Here is a 17,145-nt window from a genome sequence, read left to right on the forward strand (position 1 = left end):
GACACTAGGCGTGGGCACCGACAGTTTTCGACCGGTTTACCGATCGGTCAGCGGACGGTGACCGTCAGATCCCGCGAAACGCCGTTCACCGTCACGGAAATCCGCGCGACACCCGGGTGCAACGCGGTCAGCACGCCGCTCGCCGTGTCGTAGGACACCACGTCCCACGGGGCCGGACGCCCCGCGCCGACGTGCGCGAAGAAGCCGCTCCAGTCCGCGCTCACCGGGTACGCGACCGGCACGGCCCGGCCGGCCTGCGTGAGCGTCGCGGTCAGCTGCGCCTTCACGCCCCTCCGCAGCGAAGCGGGACCCGACAGCGTCAGCGCGTCGACGTTCGGCCGAGTCTCGAAGCGCACCGGCTGGTCCTTCGCCGACGGGTCGACGCGCACCAGCGTCCAGCCGACGAACCCGCCGCCACCCGGCGCGGCCGCGGGCGTCTTGCCCGAGTTGCCGTTGACCAGGTACGGCACGCCGTCCGTGCGCGACAGGCTGAACACGCCGGCGTGCGACGCGATCGCGGCCGCCTGCTTGCCCGAGGACTGCTCGAAACCCGTGAGCCACGTCTGCAGCAGGTCGGCTTCCTTGCGGTCGCCCAGCTGCGAGTTGCCCGTGGGGCTCGGGTCCTTCACCGGGTGGTGCATCGCGACGACGACGCCGCGGATCGACCGGTCGCAGGCGGCGCCGTCGAGCGCGTCGCGCAGCATCCGCACCTGGTCGAACCCGCCGGCGCGCAGCGAGCCGCGCGAGGAGTCCATGAGCACGAGCCGGATGCCGTGCACGTCCACGACCTGGTGGGTCACGCCGAACACGGCCTCGAAGTTGGCGAGCCCGTTGCCGCCCTCGGCTTCGTGGTTGCCGGGCACGTAGTACCACGGCACCTTGCTGTCGAGCTCCTCGGTGATCACCTTGCGCGCCAGCACGAAGTCGGGTGCGGTGCCGCGGTCGACGAGGTCGCCGTTGATCAGCACGAGGTCCGGTTTCGCGGCCACGGCCTCACGCATCGCGCGGCGCGCCTGCATCACCAGCGGGCCGTCGGGCGCGTCGGCGGTGAACTGCGCGTCGCTGAGCACCGCGATCCGCAGGCCGCCGGTGCCGAGCGTGCCGTCGGTGACCAGGGCGGGGTCGTGCTCGGCCGGATCGGCGGGCACGGACGTGGACGGCGCGACCTCGAAGGTGAGGTCGTCGAACACGAGGTGGCCCTCGTACTGCTGGTCCGGCACGTTCTCCACGGCGTAGAAGCGCGTGAGGCGCTGGCCGTCCGGCAGCCCGGCCGGCACGGCGGCGGTGACGTACTTCCAGCCCGTCCAGTCGACGCTGAGCGAGAGGTCCACAATGGACGCCACGTTGGCCGCGTCGCGCAGTTCCGCGCGCAGCCAGGCGCCCTTGCCGTCGCCGTCGACCCACAGGCCGATCTTCTGCGACCCGGCCGGCACGCGCAACGGCGTCGCGGCGGTCACGTACGCGGCGCGCGTGGCCGTGGTGCCGGTGAGGCGATAGTCGAGCGCGAGGCCCTGCCCGCCGTCACGTCCTTCGGCCGGCGACAACGCGGCTCCGACCACAGCCGGGTACACGCTGGCACTCCAGCCGGCGGGACCGTCCAAAGGAGACGCCACCTGCGGCTCGGTGCCCACCGAAGCGGCCAGGTGCTCGGTCAGCCCGCCCGCGTGCACCGTGATCGCCGAGGCGCCCGAAGCGGCCTTCGCAGTGACCTCGAACCCGTCGGCGGCGGGCTTCACGTCCACCACGGCGGGGTCGTAGTCGAGCTGCACGTCGCGCGGTTCCACCCAGGTGCCGTAGCCGTCGGCGTCGTAGCCGTAGACCTGGAACGAGCTGTGCGCGCCCGCACCGGACAGCGCGACCTGTGCGGTGCTCGTGCCCAGCCGCACCGGTGTGCCGAGCACCGACACGGTCGTCTTGCCGGAAACCTTGCCGTCGCGGGCGACCACGGAGATGTCTTCGCGCGCTTCCGGATGCTGCCGGTCGGCGTGGGCGGTGAGCACGTTGTCCGTCACGGTGGCGCGGCCCGCGTCCGACGTGTTCCACCGCGGGTGCGCCGCGACGGCCGCGCCGGTCTCGTCGTGGCCGTCGGCGACGAGCACGCGCGACAGTCCGGAAAGGACTCGGGTGGCGTTCTTCGTGTTCTGCGCGGGAGCCGGCGCGAAGCCGGTCAGCCGGCCGCTGCCGGGCCCGGTCTTGATGCCGATCCCGTTGGGCACCAGCCGTTCCGCGCCGTCCGACGGGGCGTTGCGCACGCTCGGCGCGGCCTCACCCTCACCGCGCGCGAGCAGCGTGGAGGAGCCGCCGCCGTCGAGGTTGATGGCGTCGTCGGCACCCAGGGCCTTGAGGCGCCGGCCCAGCTCGGCCTCGGTCATGCCGCGGCTGTCGGCCTGCCGGCCGTCGACCGTCATGAGCCACAGGTGCTTGCCGTCGGCGGAAAAGCCGACGCCGGTGCGCGGGGCGAGCGTGGTGTCGTCGACCGGCTGCAGCTGGCCGTCCTTCAGCAACGCTTCGTTGCCGCCGACGGCCACGGCGATCTTCCCGGCGTCCGAGCGCGGCGCGTACGAGACGCCGACGCGGTCGCCGGCCTTCAGCGCGGAAAGCGTGTCCGCGCCTGTTTCCCGGCCCAGCAGCAGCGTGCTGCCCGCGGGAATCGGCCCGTCGGCCGGCTGTGTACGCACCTGCGTGACCACGCCGTCGCGCACCTCGACTTCGGCCACCCGCGCGGCGCCGGCCACCGAAGTCGCGCGCGCCGAAGCACCCCACAGCGGCGTGTAGACGCCGAGCGCGTCCTTGCCCAGCACGGGGCTGTTGAAGTTCGTGGCGGGCACGCTGCGCCCGTCCGGCAGCTGCACCGACGCTTCGAGGAAGACGTCGGCCAGCTTCGCGCGGCCCTCGTCGGTGATCGCGGCGGTGGTGTTGTGCCCTGCGGCCGGCGCGGTCTGCAGCTGCCCGTCGGAAACGCCGACGCCCTCGGGCGCGCCGGTGGCGTTGATGTCGAAGAAGTCGCCGTTGACGCCGGCCACCGCGCCGGTGCGCGCCACCTGCTGTGACAGCGGCGCGCGCGCGGAAACCGTGCCAGGGCTCAGGTACGTGGGCGTGAGGACCTTGCTGGTGAGGTCGACGCTCAGTGTGTCACCGCGGATCCAGCCGGCCGGGTCGAAGCGGTCGAACTGCGTGAGCTGCAGGCCGGGCGCGATGGCCGAGGTGGCGCTGCTGGTCTCGAGGCCGTCGTCGGTCGTCGCCGCGGCCGTGACCGGCGCTTCGCGGGCCGAGGACGCCGCGGGCGCGCCTTCAACCGGCCGCGTGCCGAGTGGCGCGGCGAGCGGATCGCCGTAGGCAGGCGCGGTGACGGCGGTGGCGAACAGTGCGCAAAGGGCGCAAAGCAGCACGGAGCGTGACTTCTTCACCAGGTACCCCAGTATCGAGTGAGTGACTTCGCCCAGCAAAGTGGAGCAGCCCGGCCGGCGGAAGGATTCAGGGTGAACGCCGCCTGAATGGCTCAGAACGGGCGGTTCCGGTCAGGGGGTCAGCGGCGCTTTCAGGAAGGCGCGCGCCAGCTCCTCGTCGCCCGTGACGCGCGGCGTGACCTCGCCGCGCTTCCACAGCAGCGTCAGCAGCTCCTGCGCGCTCGCCTCGACGGTGGCGGCGGCCTCGCCTTCGCCCACCGCGGGCGGCTCCCCCGGCACGACCGTCCACTCGTGCCCGGTGTCGGTGGCCCTCAGCGTGATCGGCTCGGGCAGCGGCGGCACGGCGTGCCAGCGGGTGACGCGCGACAGGAGTGCGGTGAGCACCTCGTCGACGCCATCGGCGGCCACGACGGGGTCGAGGACCGGTGTGGTGCCCGCGCAGCCGTGGAGGTCGATCAGGTGCACGGCCGTCTCGTGCAGCTGGCGGCGGAACCAGAACGTCTTGGTCTTCGGGGTGCCGCCGAAGTGCCAGCACTTCTCGGCGGGGTCGGCCGCTTCGAGGGCGGTGAGCAGCATCGCGGCGCTCTCGGCGTACCACGCGGCGAGGTCGCCGGGTTCGTCCGCGGCGGACAGTTTCTGCGGCTCGCCGGTGCGCACGATCTCCGCCGCCCAGCGGTGGATGCCGCCGAGGTGGGTCACGAGGTCGGCGCGTGTCCAGCCGGCGCAGTCCGGCACCGGCGCGCTCACTTCACCGGAGGTCGCGGCCTCGGCGAACTCGGCCGTGAGCGCGCGCAGGCTCGCCAGATAGTCCTCGGCGGACAGAGTCATGACACCTCGAAAGTGTTGGCGGAAACGGGAAAAGCCGGGGCGGAGCCACTCGGCCCCACCCCGGCTTTCAAGCCCGGCTCACAGGTCCGGGAACCACAACTTCAGCTCACGCTCGGCCGACTCCGGGGAGTCGGAGCCGTGCACCAGGTTGAACTGGGTCTCCAGCGCGAAGTCGCCGCGCAGGGTGCCCGGCGTGGCCTTCTCGACCGGGTCGGTACCGCCGGCCAGCTGGCGGAACGCGGCGATGGCGCGCGGCCCCTCCACGGCGATCGCGACGAGCGGACCCGACGTGATGAACTCCAGCAGGTCGCCGAAGAACGAACGTTCCTTGTGCTCGGCGTAGTGCTCCTCGGCCAGCGAGCGCTCGACGGTGCGCAGCTCGAGGGCGGCCAGCTTCAGGCCCTTGCGCTCGATGCGCGAGACGACCTCGCCGACGAGGCCGCGCGCGACGCCATCGGGCTTGACGAGGACCAGCGTGCGTTCAGTCACGACGGTGTTTCTCCTTGTGCGGATTCGTGTTATCGGGCGCGAGCCTAGCCGATCCGCGCGTGCGGCCGGTTTCGGCGGGGTCAGCGGCCCTGCGGGTGCAGGGTCTTGGACCACAGGGACTTGCCTTCCGCGTCGCGCAGGTCGACGCGCAGGTCGCCGCTGCCGCCGTCGACGTTCAGCTCGCCGAAGTGCTGGAACCCTTGCGCGGGCGAGGAGTTCTGCGTCGTCGGCGCGTGGACGAACACCGCTTCCGGGCCGAAGGTCGGGTCGAGGGCGCTGGGCCCGAACGCGCCGGCGTTGAGCGGCCCGGACACGAACTCCCAGAACGGGTCGAAGTACTTGAAGGCCGCACGGTCGGGCGAGTAGTGGTGCGCGGCGGAGTAGTGGACGTCGGCGGTCAGCCACACGACGTTGCGCACGCGCCGACGCGAGATCTCGCGCAGCACCCAGGCCAGCTCCGTCTCACGACCACCGGGCGCGCCCGGCCGGTTGTTGGCGACGGCCTCGATGGCCGTGCCGTCCGGGACCACGAGGCCGATCGGCATGTCCGCCTGCACGATCTTCCACGTCGCGGTGCTGCGGTCCAGCGCGTCGGCGAGCCAGCGAGCCTGCTTGTCGCCGAGGATGTAGCCGGGCTTGGTCTGGTCCGCGGTGTTGGCGTTGCGGTAGGTGCGCATGTCGAGCACGAACACCTCGACGCGGCTGCCGTAGCGGAAGCTGCGGTACACCCGCCCGTCGACGGCCCGGCGGCTGTCGATGGGGTGCCACTCGTGAAAGGCCTGGTACGCGCGCGGGGCCAGGACGTCGAGGCGCTTCTCGGTGTATTCGGGGCGGTCGTTGAGGACTTCGCCGGGATACCAGTTGTTGAGCACCTCGTGGTCGTCCCACTGGACGTAGCTGGGGACCTGCGCGGCGAAGCGCAGGAAGTTCTTGTCGAGGCGGTTGTAGGAGTGCTGGCCGCGGTACTCGTCGAGGGTCTCGGCGACCTTTGCCTTCTCCGGCGTGACGATGTTGTGCCAGGTGCCGCCGTCGCCGGGCAGTGTGACGGTCTCGGTGAGCGGCCCGTCGGCGTAGACCGTGTCGCCGCTGTGCAGGAACAGGTCGGGGCGGCGGTCGGCCATGGCGGAGAAGATGGTCATGCCGCCGAACGCGGGGTTGATGCCGTAGTTCTGGCCCGCGACGTCGCCGCTCCACAGGATGCGCGTGTCGTGGCGGCCGACGGGCGCCGTCGAGAACCGGCCGGCGACGGGCTCGCTGGAGGTGCGGCCGTCGAGGTCCACGGCCGTGACGCGGTAGTGGTACTCGGTCCCGGGCTGTAGCCCGGCGACGCGCACCTTGCCGGTGCCGCCGGTGTCGGGCGTGGTGATGTCCCCGGTGACTCTGCGAGCGTGCCGGAAGGATTCGTCGCGCGCGATCTCGGCGATCAGCCGCGCCGGCCGGTCGGCCCGCGACCAGATGATGCCGGAACCAGTGGTGACGTCGCCGGACGCGACGCCGTGCGTGAGCACCGGGCGCGCGCGGCGCACCAGCGGCGCGGCGGACACGCTCTCGGGCAGGAGCAACGCCCCGCCGACAACGGCCGACGCGGCGAAACCGGCCTTGAACAGGGTGCGGCGGGAGTGGGTCGATTCGGTCATGCCGGACGTTCTATCCGGTTCCGACGGCTCTCCGGACAACTCCTGACGACGCGGTGGTGAACTGGGTCAGCGCTGTGGCGTGTCCCGACGAGGGCCGGGCTACTTCGCGAGGAGAGCTTGCCGATAACTCACCCGCTGTCCATCCCGCGACTTCATCGCAACTGCGACCGCACAATCTCGCCGAAGGTCGGGAACTCTTCTCGAGCACTGGTGATCACCTCGGACGCGGTCTGTCTCCCGGACGGCGCCCAGCGCTCCGCGGTCTGCGTAAGGCGGGCATCAACCTGCGGCTCATGCTCGTGGTGCGGGTACAACATCGCTTCATACGGCCCGAAGCCACCTGCAAGCAGCCACAGATATCCATCCACATCACCGGCGACGACTCCGGTCTCCTCTTCGGACCCGAGGAACACCACCGGCTGCTGCACAACCGGCCTGCCACCACGCACGAGCCAGAACGCAGCCAGCCCACCGGCGCCGTCCTGTCCGAACACCCGGAACTCGGCGCCGTCAACAGCCGGGTTCCCGGTCCACGCCTGCCACCACTCGGCTGTTTCGGCTTCGCTCTGGAACTGCGGGTACGGCTCGAAGTCCACGCCCAAGCCACCCCGGTAGTCGAAGGGCTCGCGATGAGCCTCCACCAGCATTTCGGGCATCACATCGTCGGACTCGGCCACGCCCCCACCCTACGACCGGACCCTCTTGTCACGAGCCATGCTCGCCGAGCACCTGCGACGTCGGCGATGGACCGGTCAGCGATCAGCGGCGTCCGGGTACACGCGGACCTCCACCGGGACATCGCTGCGGCGCTGGAATTTCCCGACTGAAAGATGTCCAGCACGGCATGCGCTGTGCCATCCTGCGCGGCGCCGAACTTGTCGTAGTGCCGCAGGCCGAGCACAAAGCCGGTCGCCCCGAGGGCGGGGCCGTAGTCCCCGGCGGCGACGTCACTCAGGCAGTCGTTGAGGGCGTCCAGGTTCTTGCCGTAGTGGGTCATGTGGAATGACGCAGAGTGGCTGGACTCGAAACGCGGGCTTTAGCCGAGCGTCAACGCTTCGGCGAAGACTGCTGCTGACTCGGCAACGTCCCCGCCGCCATCCGGCGGGCCACCTCGCGGCGCAGGTACAAGAACCACACGAACGCGGCCAAGAACAGCACCCCGATGATCGCGATCGCCGGCAACACGAACGCCATCGCGATCAGCGCGACCTGCAACACCAGCACCACGGGCACCGCCCAGACGTGCTTGAGCAGGCCGCACAACACGAGCAGCGCCACGGCGATACCGATGACCGTCCAGCCCGTCGCCGAGGTGATGCCGCCGCCGAGTTTGTTGACGACGGGCAGGGCGAGGGCGACCGTGATGGCTTCCATGATCAGCGTGCCCGAGAGGACGCCGCGGAAGCCCTTCATCGGGTCCTTGGGAGGAGGCGGGGGCGTCTCGCTCATACCGGTTCCTTCCCGAACAGGGTGCGGGCCTCGCCCGCGGTGACGACGGAGCCGGTGACGAGCACACCGCCGCCGGCGAGGGGTTCCTCCGGGTCGTCGGACTGCTCGACGAGACCGATGGCCGTCTCGACGGCCGTCTCCAGGTCGGGCTCGGCGAGCACGCGGTCCTCGCCGAAGATGGAGATGGCGAGCTCGTTGAGGTCTTCCAGCTCCATCGACCGCGGGGCCGAGTTGCGCGTGACCACGATGTCCGACACCACGGGCTCGAGCGCGTCGAGGATGCCGCGCGCGTCCTTGTCCGCCATCACCGCGACGACCGCGACCAGGCGGCGGAACGCGAACTCGTCGGTGACGGTGGTGGCCAGCGCCTGGGCGCCCATGGGGTTGTGCGCCGCGTCGAGCAGCACGGTCGGGGCGGCGCGCACGCGCTCCAGCCGGCCCGGGTTCTCGACCTCGGCGAAGGCCTCGCGCACGGCTTCGAGCACGAGCTGACGCTCCTTGCCCGCACCGAAGAACGCCTCGACGGACGCGAGCGCGAGCGCGGCGTTGGCCGCCTGGTGGGCGCCGTGCAGGGGCAGGAAGATCTCGTCGTACACGCCGCCGAGGCCCTGCAGTTTCAGCATCTGCCCGCCCACGGCGACCTCGCGCTCGAGCACGCCGAACTCGCTGCCCGCGCGCGCCACCGCGGCGTCGACGTCGACCGCGCGCTTGAGCAGCAAGTTGAGCACGTCGGGGTCCTGCTCGGCGATCACGGCGACGGAGCCGGGCTTGATGATCCCGGCCTTCTCTCGCGCCGCGTCGACGGCCGTCGGGCCGAGGTACTCGGTGTGGTCGAGGCCGATGGGGGTGATCACGGCGACGTCGGCGTCGGCGACGTTCGTGGCGTCCCACGCGCCGCCCATGCCCGCCTCGATCACGGCGGCCTCCACGGGCGCGTCGGAGAACGCGGCGAACGCCATGCCGGTGAGCACCTCGAACTTGCTCATCGCCACGCCGTCCTCGCTCGCGGCGTCGACCATGTTCACGTACGGCGCGACGTCGCGGAACAGGTCCACGTAGTGCGCGGCCGAGATCGGGTGCCCGTCGAGCGCTATGCGCTCCGTGACGAGCTGCAGGTGCGGGCTCGTGTACCGCCCGACGCGCAGGCCCATGCGGGTGAGCAGCGCGTCGATCATGCGGCTGACCGAGCCCTTGCCGTTGGTCCCGGCGACGTGCAGCACGGGGTAGCCGCGGTTCGGCTCGCCCAGCAACGTGACCAGCGCCTGGATCCGCGCGAGGCTCGGCTCGATCTTCGTCTCGGGCCAGCGCTGGTTCAACTCCGCCTCGACGGCCATGAGCTCACGGCGGGCCTGGGGACCGTTGGGGTTCTGGGCCGGTTCGTCGATACCCTGGTCGTCGAGCTCGTGCAGCTCCGCGTCTTCGGCACCGAGGAGGTCCGGCACCGGCCCGGTCGCCAGGTTGTCGCCCAGCTGCCCGATGCCGCCGATCCCGCCGCGCGAACCACCGCCGACGGTGTACGCGGCGTCCGGCGCGTCCAGGTCGGGGTCGGTGTCGTCGGACTCGTCGTGCGCCCGGGCCCCCAGCTCGTCGACCCCGGCGAAACTGTCCGGGTCCGCGAGATCGGGCCGACCCTGGCCGGCCTCGTCGATCTCCTCGAACGGCCCCTGGCCGTCCGCCTCACCACGCGGCACGCAAACGCTCCCTCGACGACGGGCTTCACCTGACCAGACGAGTCTACGTGCGGTGAGTTGCCGGGCGTCGGGCCCGTGTCGGTAGTGGTGACCTGCGGGTTTCGGCCGTCGGCGGGGTCAGCTCGCGACGGGCCGCCCGCCCTCGCAGAACACGACCGACGCACCGGCCCGCGCGGCGGCCAGCGCCACCCGCAGCCGACGCCCCAGCCCCGGATTCACCCGCGCGGCGGCTTCGTCGATCGGGAGCAGGCGGACCGGTGCGCCACGGCGTCTCGCCGGCCTCGCACGCGCCGCCCGGGATCTCCCAGTGGTCCTTGTAGGACGGCTCGACAACGAGCACCCGATCGGCGTCGTCGCGGATCAGCGTGCCGGCGGCGATCCGTTTGCGGTTGAGGGAGCGCGCGTACCGGCGTTCAGCACCCCGGCGGGCGGCGTTGCTGGTTAGGTCGGAACATGCCGTTCAACCACAACCACCGCTACCACCCCCTGCTGCTGAGCCTCGTGCCGCCAGAGGCGAAAAGGGCGTTGGACGTCGGGTGCGGACAGGGGCGGTTCGCGCGGCGGCTGGCGGCGCGAGGGCTCGACGTGGACGCCGTGGACGTGTCCGAGGAGATGGTGCGGATCGCCGCCGCGCTGGGGTCGCCAGGGCCCGGACGGGTCAACGCGAGGAAAGGCGACATCGCGAACGACGACCTCGAACAGGACGCCTACGGCTTCATCTCCTGCATCGCCTCCCTCCACCACATGCCGTTCGACACCGTCACGAAGCTCCGCGACGCCCTGCAGCCCGGCGGAGTCCTCGCGGTCCTCGGACTCGCCCGCCCGAGCACCCCCGCCGACTACGCCGTCGAGCTCGCCTTCGCGCCGGTCAACGTGGCCGCGCGGCTGGTCGTCGCGGTCGGAGAATGGCTGAACGGCGGCCCGGACCCGACGCCGAACGCACCCGTGGAAATGACGTTCCCGACCATGAACCAGCTCAGGCACCAAGCCCGGCAACGCCTCCCCGGCAGCACGATCCGGCGGCTCCCGTTCTGGCGGCACCTCCTGACCTACCGGAAACCGTTGGCCTGAACCGATTCCCGCCGCGTCACACCACTGGCGGGTGAATCCGCGGGGCGTCCACCCGAACGGCGGCAGGCAACCCGCGAAGAGCTGGCTAAACGTGAGGAGAGTCCGTGAATTCGGTTCGGAGAAACGGGGCCTTCGCATGCGTACCACCCGGCTCGTGTTCGCCGCGCTGGCGGCCGCAACAGCCGTCACGACAGTCACCGCCAGCGCTGACGCCGCGCCTCGGCAGGAGCATTTCCGGCATTACGTCGCGCTGGGCGACTCGTATACCGCCGGGCCGCTGATCCCCACACAGCGGCTGGATCCGCTGGGGTGCGCGAGAAGTTCGTCGAACTACCCGGCGATCCTGGCGTCCGCGCTGCGTGTGGGCACCTACACCGACGTCAGCTGTTCGGGCGCGGACACGTCGAACATGACGGCCACCCAAAGCGTGCCGCTGGGCGTGAACGCGCCGCAGTTTTCCGCGCTGCGCCTGGACACCGACCTCGTGACGCTCGGCATCGGCGGCAACGACTCCGGCGTCTTCGGCACGCTGATCGGCACGTGCCCGGCGCTGCGTTCGACCGACCCGAGCGGCAACCCGTGCGAGCGCCACTTCACGGCCGGCGGCGTGCATTCCATCAAGGCTGCGTTGAAGAACACGCAGCAGAGCATCCAGGCGGTGCTGGCCGGCATCCACGCGCGGTCGCCGCACGCGAAGGTGCTCGCGATCGGGTACCCGCGCATCGCACCCGCGTCGGGCTACTGCCCGAGCGTGCTGCCCTTCGCCGACGGTGACTACGCCTGGCTGTCCAGTGTGGAGGAAGCCCTCGACACTGCGATCGAGAACGCCGTCGAAGCCGACGGCAACGCGTCCTATGTGGACACGTTCACGCCGTCGGCCGGCCACGACGCCTGCGCGCCCGATGGCGCGGCCTGGATCAACGGCCAGGACACCCTGCTGTTCACCGCCGCCGCCTACCACCCGCTGCCCGAAGGCATGGCGGGCCTCGCCGGGATCATCCACCGGCAGCTCGTCGGCTGACTCCCTGACCGAGAACGAGCGGGGGCGGCGGTCACCCGCCGGCCCCCGTCGCTCGCGGACGCCCCTCCCTCGGCATCGCAGAGTCTCGCAGCCGTCACACCGGAGTGTCAACTCAGGTTATTCGCTTGCCGAACGACACCAACTGAGATGAAAATCGGCAGGCGAGACCCGCGCTGACGACGACCGGCGCAGCCAGGACCGGGCCGGCACCCACCCCCAGTCAAGTGCCGGCCCGGCCCGCCTCGGCCTGGACCTCCTCGGCGTGACGCACGAAGTCCAGGAGCACCTTCGCGAACTCCCCCGGCAGCTCACCCGGCGCACCATGCCCGGCCGGCAGCTCGACGTGGTTCGCGTGCGGGATCGCGGCCAGCAGCTCCTGCTGCTGCGCCGCCTCGATCAACCGGTCGTACGCGCTGGAGAGCACCAACGTCGGCGCCGTGATCGAGCCCAGCACCGGCTGGAGGTCGACGCCGCGGTCTGCCTCGATCTGCCGCGCCGTCCCGGGCTGGATCACCAGCTGCGCCACCAGTTCGTCGTTGGCGTCGGCCGTGGTCGTGGCCCAGTAGCCGGGCCCGAACGCCATCAGTGGCAGAATCCGCGCGAACACCTCGGCGCCGTGGTCGAGCAGCTCGAGCCAGTAGCGGAACTCGGCGTCCTGCCGCGTGTCGGTCTTCGGCCACGCGGCGTGAAGCACGGCGGAACGCACGCGCGCCGGGTGCGTGCCCGCCAGGTGCGCCGCCACCACCGCGCCGAGCGAATGGCCTGCGACGTGGAACGTGGTGAGGCCGGCGACGTCCGCCGCGGCCAGCGCTTCGGCCGCGAGATCGGCGATCGCGATTGGGCCACCGTGGTCGACGGTGCCGCCGGAGCCGGAGAAATCGGGCGCGACGACCGTGAACGACTCGCGCGCGAGCTCGACCACCGGCGCCCACTGTTCGTGCGACGCCGCCGTGCCGTGCAGCAGCAGCAGCCCGGGACCGGAGCCGGTCACGGCGTAGTGGACCTCGGCGGTTCCGCCGGTGAGGGTCACGGGAACCACGGTCACACCGCCACGCGCAGGCCCGCGAGCACGTCGCGCAGCACCGCGGTGAACGCGACGGGGTCCTCCTGGTGCGGCAGGTGCCCGCAGCCGGCGACCACGTGCACGGTCGCGGCGGGTGTGAGCGCGGCGCAGGTGCGCGCCACTGCCAGCGGGATCTGGAGGTCGAGCTCGCCGTGGACATACGCGATCGGCACGCTCAGCTCCGGCAGCCGCGGGCGCGGGTCCCACGTCGCCGACTCGCCGATGAGCGGGTCGATGTAGCCGGCGGAGTCGACGATCTGGCGGATCGTCCAGTCCACCAGCGCCGCGCTCGCTCCGGGCGCGCACCAGTTCGGCACCCAGCTCGCGACGAGGCCGGGCCGGTCGGCCAGCAGCGCCGCGGTGACCTCGTGGACCGTGTCGCGCATACCCTCCGACGGCCAGTACCCCGGGCCGTCCACCGCGACGACACCACCGACGAGGTCCGGCCGCGCCAGCGCGAGCTCGGTGCCGAACACCGCGCCCATCGACGAACCCACCACAGCGGGTTTTTCCAGCCCGAGCCCGGTGATCACCTCGACGAGGTCGGCCACGTTGCCGGCGATCGTGTTGCCGGCCGCAGGCCGGTCGGAGCGCCCGCACCCGCGCCAGTCGAGCGTGACCACGCGGTGGTCGCGGATCAGGTCGGGCAGCTGCGACTGCCAGACGCGGCCGCTCGTGCCCCAGCCGTGCAGCAGGAGTACGGCCGGGCCGTCGCCCTCGTCCTCGTAGTAGAGCCGCGTGCCCCGGACCTCGACGAATGCCATCGGATCTTCCTCTCTTCCGTTCGCCTTCGAGCCAACCGCGACGGCGCGCGGCGACCAACGACCAGTCCGCTCGTAGACTCATCACGAACGCTGATGAATGGGGCCGGGGATGGAGCTGCGTCAGCTGAGGTACTTCGTGGTCGTGGCCGAGGAGCTGCACTTCGGGCGCGCGGCCGAGCGCCTCCACATCGTGCAGCCGGCGGTGAGCCAGCAGGTGCGAAGGCTGGAGCGCTCACTCGGCACGGAGCTGTTCGAGCGGACCACTCGCACCGTCTCGTTGACCGAGGCAGGCGAGCGGTTCCTGCCGCACGCGCGGGCCGTGCTCGCCGCCGCCGAGCGCGCGGCGGACGCCGTGGCCGATTTCCGCGCCGAACGCGCCCGCCTCGTGCGGCTGGGCACCAGCGACGGCCTCGGCGACCGTCTCGACGGCTTCCTCTCCGCGTTCACGCGCCTCGCCCCGGACGCCCGGCTGGAGCTCGTGCACGCCCCCACCCCCGCCCGCCTCCGGCAAGTCCGCGAGGGCGCCCTCGACGCCGCCTTCCTCCGCGGCGACTGGCCCGCCGACCGCCTCGACCTGACTCCCTTGTGGACGGACGAGGTGCTCGTCGCGCTTCCCGCCACGCACCCGCTGGCTTCACGCGACACCGTCGACTTCGCCGACCTCGCACCGTTGCCCCTGCGCCTGAGCTCCCCCGAACGCAACCGGCCGCTCCACGACCTGGTGCTCGCGTCCTGCCGCGAGGCCGGCTTCGAACCGGTGCTGGGCAAGGAGTTCACGAACGCCCAGGACACCCTCGGCACGCTCGGCCTTGGCCGTCCCCAGTGGACGGTCTTCTACCGCGCCCACGCCAACCTGCTGCCCGTACCGGGCGTCGCCTTCCGCTCTCTGCGCAACCCGACCCCGGTGATGCCCACCTACCTCGCCACCTCAGCCGACCGCCGGCTGCGGCCGGAAGTGCTGGCGCTCATCGAGGCGGGCCGCGAACTCGGCTGAAACGCAAAGTGGCGCCCGGTGCGAGAAGCACCGGACGCCACCGTCAAGCCAAACCTCACGAAGCCGGCAACGCCGCCAACCGCGACTCGATGCGCTCGATGTCCGCCGCGGCCGTGGCCCGGCGAGTCTTGATCTTCTCGATGACCTGCTCGGGCGCCTTGGCGATGAACGACTCGTTGCCCAGCTTGCCCTCGGTCTGCGCGAGCTCCTTCTGCGCCACGCCCAGGTCCTTCTGCAGACGCTTGCGCTCCGCGGCGACGTCGATGGTGCCGGACAGGTCGAGCTCCACCACGGCCACGCCCCCTGCGAGGGCGACCTCCAGGGACGCGCTCGCCGAGAACTCCGCGGAAACCGGCGTCAGGCGCACCAGCGAGCGGATCGCGTCGTCGTGGCCGGAGACCGCGTCGAAGCCCGCGCCGGACAGCCGGGTGGCGACCTTCTGGCCCGGCTTGAGGCCCTGGTCGGCGCGGAAGCGGCGGATCTCGGTGACGAGCTTCTGCACGTCGGCGATCCGGGCGTCCGCCACCGCGTCGGCGTAGCCCTCCGGCGCGGTGGGCCAGGAGGCGATCACCAGCGACTCACCGCCGGTCAGCGCGATCCACAGCTTCTCGGTGATGAAGGGGATGAACGGGTGCAGCAGACGCAGCACCGTGTCCAGCACGTGCCCGAGCACCGAGCGCGTTGCCGAAACGCGCGCGTCATCGCCTTGGTACAGCTGGACCTTCGCGAGCTCCAGGTACCAGTCGCACAGCTCGTTCCACGTGAACTGGTACAGCGCGCCCGCGACCTTGGCGAACTGGAAGTCCTCGAACAGGCCGTCCACTTCGGACACCAGCGCGCCGAGGCGGCCGAGGATCCAGCGGTCGGCCTCGGTCAGCTCCGCCGCGGCGGGCAACGGAGCCGAGACCGAAGCCCCGTTCATCATCGCGAACTTGCTGGCGTTCCACAGCTTCGTGCAGAAGTTGCGCGAGCCCGCGGCCCACTCGTCGGCCAGCGCCATGTCCGCGCCCGGGTTCGCGCCGCGCGCGAGGGTGAAGCGGGTGGCGTCGGCCCCGTAGGCGTCCATCCACTCGAGCGGGTCGATCACGTTCCCACGCGATTTCGACATCTTCTTGCCCTGCGCGTCGCGGATCAGGCCGTGCAGGTACACGTGGTCGAACGGCTGCACGCCGTCCATCTCCTGCACGCCGAACATCATCATCCGCACGACCCAGAAGAACAGGATGTCGTAGCCGGTCGACAGCACGCTGGTCGGATAGAACTTCGCCAAATCATCAGTCTGCGCCGGCCAGCCCATGGTCGACATCGGCCACAGGCCCGACGAGAACCACGTGTCCAGCACGTCCGGGTCCTGCGTCCAGCCCTCGCCCGAGGGCGGCTGCTCGTCCGGGCCCACGCACACGACCTGGTCGTCGGGGCCGTACCAGACCGGGATCCGGTGGCCCCACCACAGCTGGCGCGAGATCGTCCAGTCGTGCATGTTGTCGACCCAGTCGAAGTAGCGCTTCTCCAGCTCCGCCGGGTGGATCTTCGTGCGGCCGTCGCGCACCGCGTCACCCGCCGCACGCGCCAGCTCCTCGACCTTCACCCACCACTGCAGCGAAAGCCGCGGCTCCACCACGGTGTCGCAGCGCGAGCAGTGGCCGACGGCGTGCACGTACGGCCGCTTCTCCGCCACGATCCGGCCCTGCTCCCGCAGCGCCGCCACGATCGCGGGCCGCGCCTCGAACCGGTCGAGCCCCTCGAACGGGCCCCGCGCGGTGATCTCGGCGCGCTCGTTCATGATCGTGAGCATCGGCAGGTCGTGCCGGCGGCCGATCTCGAAGTCGTTCGGGTCGTGCGCCGGGGTCACCTTCACGGCACCGGTCCCGAACTCCGGGTCCACGTGCTTGTCGGCGATGATCGGGATCTTGCGGCCGGTCAGCGGCAGCTCGACCTCGGTTCCCACCAGGTGCGCGTAGCGCTCGTCGTCCGGGTGCACGGCCACGGCGGTGTCGCCCAGCATCGTCTCGGCGCGGGTCGTGGCCACCACGATGGCGTTGTCGCCTTCGCCGTAGCGGATCGACACGAGCTCGCCGTCGTCGTCGCTGTGGTCCACCTCGATGTCCGACAGCGCCGTCTGGCACCGCGGGCACCAGTTGATGATGCGCTCGGCGCGGTAGATGAGCCCGGCGTCGAAGAAGTTCTTGAACACCGTCTGCACGGCCTGCGACAGGTTCTCGTCCATGGTGAAGCGCTCGCGCGACCAGTCGACACCGTCGCCGAGGCGCTTCATCTGGCCGAGGATCTTGCCGCCGTACTCGGCCTTCCACTCCCAGACGCGCTCGACGAACTTCTCGCGGCCCAGGTCGTGGCGCGAAAGGCCCTCGCCCGCGAGCTGGCGCTCGACCACGTTCTGCGTCGCGATCCCCGCGTGGTCCATGCCCGGCAGCCACAGCACCTCGTAGCCCTGCATGCGACGGCGGCGGCTCATCGCGTCCATCAGGGTGTGGTTGAGCGCGTGGCCCATGTGCAGGCTGCCGGTGACGTTCGGCGGCGGCAGTACGATCGAGAACGGCGGCTTCTCCGACGAAGCGTCGGCCGTGAAGTACCCGGCCGCTACCCAGCGGTCGTACATGGGTGCTTCTTCGGCGGCCGGGTCCCAGGCACCCGGAAGGTCGGTTTTCTGCTGCGGAGCGTTCTCGGTCACAATGGACAAGTCTACGAACCCGCTCCGGCGGGGTTGCTCAGG

The 17,145-nt window shown here is 71.3% G+C and carries 15 protein-coding genes; 3 read left to right on the plus strand and 12 right to left on the minus strand.

What is annotated here, in order from left to right:
- Positions 1-47 precede the first annotated feature (47 nt).
- From K1T34_RS03650 to K1T34_RS03690, 9 genes are all read right to left on the minus strand, one after another.
- On the minus strand, positions 48-3,389 hold the full coding sequence (locus K1T34_RS03650) for a phosphodiester glycosidase family protein (protein WP_220246974.1): 3,342 nt from the start codon (positions 3,387-3,389) through the stop codon (positions 48-50).
- A gap of 129 nt (positions 3,390-3,518) precedes the next feature.
- The gene (locus K1T34_RS03655) at positions 3,519-4,235 is read right to left on the minus strand and encodes a maleylpyruvate isomerase family mycothiol-dependent enzyme (RefSeq protein ID WP_220242888.1); all 717 of its coding nucleotides are present in this window, start codon (positions 4,233-4,235) and stop codon (positions 3,519-3,521) included.
- Positions 4,236-4,313: 78 nt separating this feature from the next.
- Positions 4,314-4,724 carry a nucleoside-diphosphate kinase gene (gene ndk / locus K1T34_RS03660; RefSeq protein WP_220242889.1) on the minus strand — a complete coding sequence of 137 codons (411 nt, stop codon included), beginning with the start codon at positions 4,722-4,724 and terminating at the stop codon, positions 4,314-4,316.
- Between the two features lie 80 nt (positions 4,725-4,804).
- Positions 4,805-6,361 (minus strand): alkaline phosphatase, encoded by a 1,557-nt coding sequence (locus K1T34_RS03665; RefSeq protein ID WP_220242890.1) that lies wholly within the window; start codon positions 6,359-6,361, stop codon positions 4,805-4,807.
- A gap of 152 nt (positions 6,362-6,513) precedes the next feature.
- Complete coding sequence (locus K1T34_RS03670; protein WP_255638283.1) at positions 6,514-7,038, minus strand: SMI1/KNR4 family protein; 525 nt, start codon at positions 7,036-7,038, stop codon at positions 6,514-6,516.
- Positions 7,017-7,358, minus strand: a complete 342-nt coding sequence (locus K1T34_RS54600) for a barstar family protein (protein ID WP_220242891.1) — start codon at positions 7,356-7,358, stop codon at positions 7,017-7,019. The genes K1T34_RS03670 and K1T34_RS54600 overlap by 22 nt, the downstream gene beginning before the upstream one ends.
- A 50-nt stretch (positions 7,359-7,408) precedes the next feature.
- Positions 7,409-7,810 carry a DUF4233 domain-containing protein gene (locus tag K1T34_RS03680; RefSeq protein WP_220242892.1) on the minus strand — a complete coding sequence of 134 codons (402 nt, stop codon included), beginning with the start codon at positions 7,808-7,810 and terminating at the stop codon, positions 7,409-7,411.
- Positions 7,807-9,459, minus strand: a complete 1,653-nt coding sequence (locus K1T34_RS03685; RefSeq protein WP_220246976.1) for a folylpolyglutamate synthase/dihydrofolate synthase family protein — start codon at positions 9,457-9,459, stop codon at positions 7,807-7,809. Before K1T34_RS03685 ends, K1T34_RS03680 begins: the two co-directional genes overlap by 4 nt.
- 85 nt (positions 9,460-9,544) lie before the next feature.
- Entirely contained in the window at positions 9,545-9,880 is a 336-nt protein-coding gene (locus K1T34_RS03690) for an NUDIX domain-containing protein (RefSeq protein WP_220246977.1), read from the minus strand.
- A 74-nt stretch (positions 9,881-9,954) separates the two neighbouring features.
- Between K1T34_RS03690 and K1T34_RS03695 the strand changes: the two genes are divergently transcribed.
- Positions 9,955-10,572, plus strand: coding sequence for a bifunctional 2-polyprenyl-6-hydroxyphenol methylase/3-demethylubiquinol 3-O-methyltransferase UbiG (locus K1T34_RS03695; protein ID WP_220242893.1), 618 nt, complete (start codon positions 9,955-9,957; stop codon positions 10,570-10,572).
- A gap of 136 nt (positions 10,573-10,708) precedes the next feature.
- The gene (locus tag K1T34_RS03700) at positions 10,709-11,593 is read left to right on the plus strand and encodes an SGNH/GDSL hydrolase family protein (RefSeq protein WP_220242894.1); all 885 of its coding nucleotides are present in this window, start codon (positions 10,709-10,711) and stop codon (positions 11,591-11,593) included.
- Between the two features lie 220 nt (positions 11,594-11,813).
- Here K1T34_RS03700 and K1T34_RS03705 read toward each other — a convergent pair whose 3' ends face one another.
- Complete coding sequence (locus K1T34_RS03705; RefSeq protein WP_220242895.1) at positions 11,814-12,623, minus strand: alpha/beta fold hydrolase; 810 nt, start codon at positions 12,621-12,623, stop codon at positions 11,814-11,816.
- An 11-nt stretch (positions 12,624-12,634) separates the two neighbouring features.
- Positions 12,635-13,420, minus strand: a complete 786-nt coding sequence (locus K1T34_RS03710; protein ID WP_220242896.1) for an alpha/beta fold hydrolase — start codon at positions 13,418-13,420, stop codon at positions 12,635-12,637.
- A gap of 109 nt (positions 13,421-13,529) precedes the next feature.
- Between K1T34_RS03710 and K1T34_RS03715 the strand changes: the two genes are divergently transcribed.
- Entirely contained in the window at positions 13,530-14,414 is an 885-nt protein-coding gene (locus tag K1T34_RS03715) for a LysR family transcriptional regulator (protein WP_220242897.1), read from the plus strand.
- A gap of 55 nt (positions 14,415-14,469) precedes the next feature.
- Here the strand turns inward: K1T34_RS03715 and K1T34_RS03720 are convergent, their stop codons facing one another.
- Positions 14,470-17,103, minus strand: a complete 2,634-nt coding sequence (locus tag K1T34_RS03720) for a valine--tRNA ligase (protein WP_220242898.1) — start codon at positions 17,101-17,103, stop codon at positions 14,470-14,472.
- Positions 17,104-17,145: the final 42 nt, after the last annotated feature.

Origin of the sequence: Amycolatopsis sp. DSM 110486 (genome assembly GCF_019468465.1) — a bacterium.
Taxonomy (GTDB): Bacteria; Actinomycetota; Actinomycetes; order Mycobacteriales; family Pseudonocardiaceae; genus Amycolatopsis.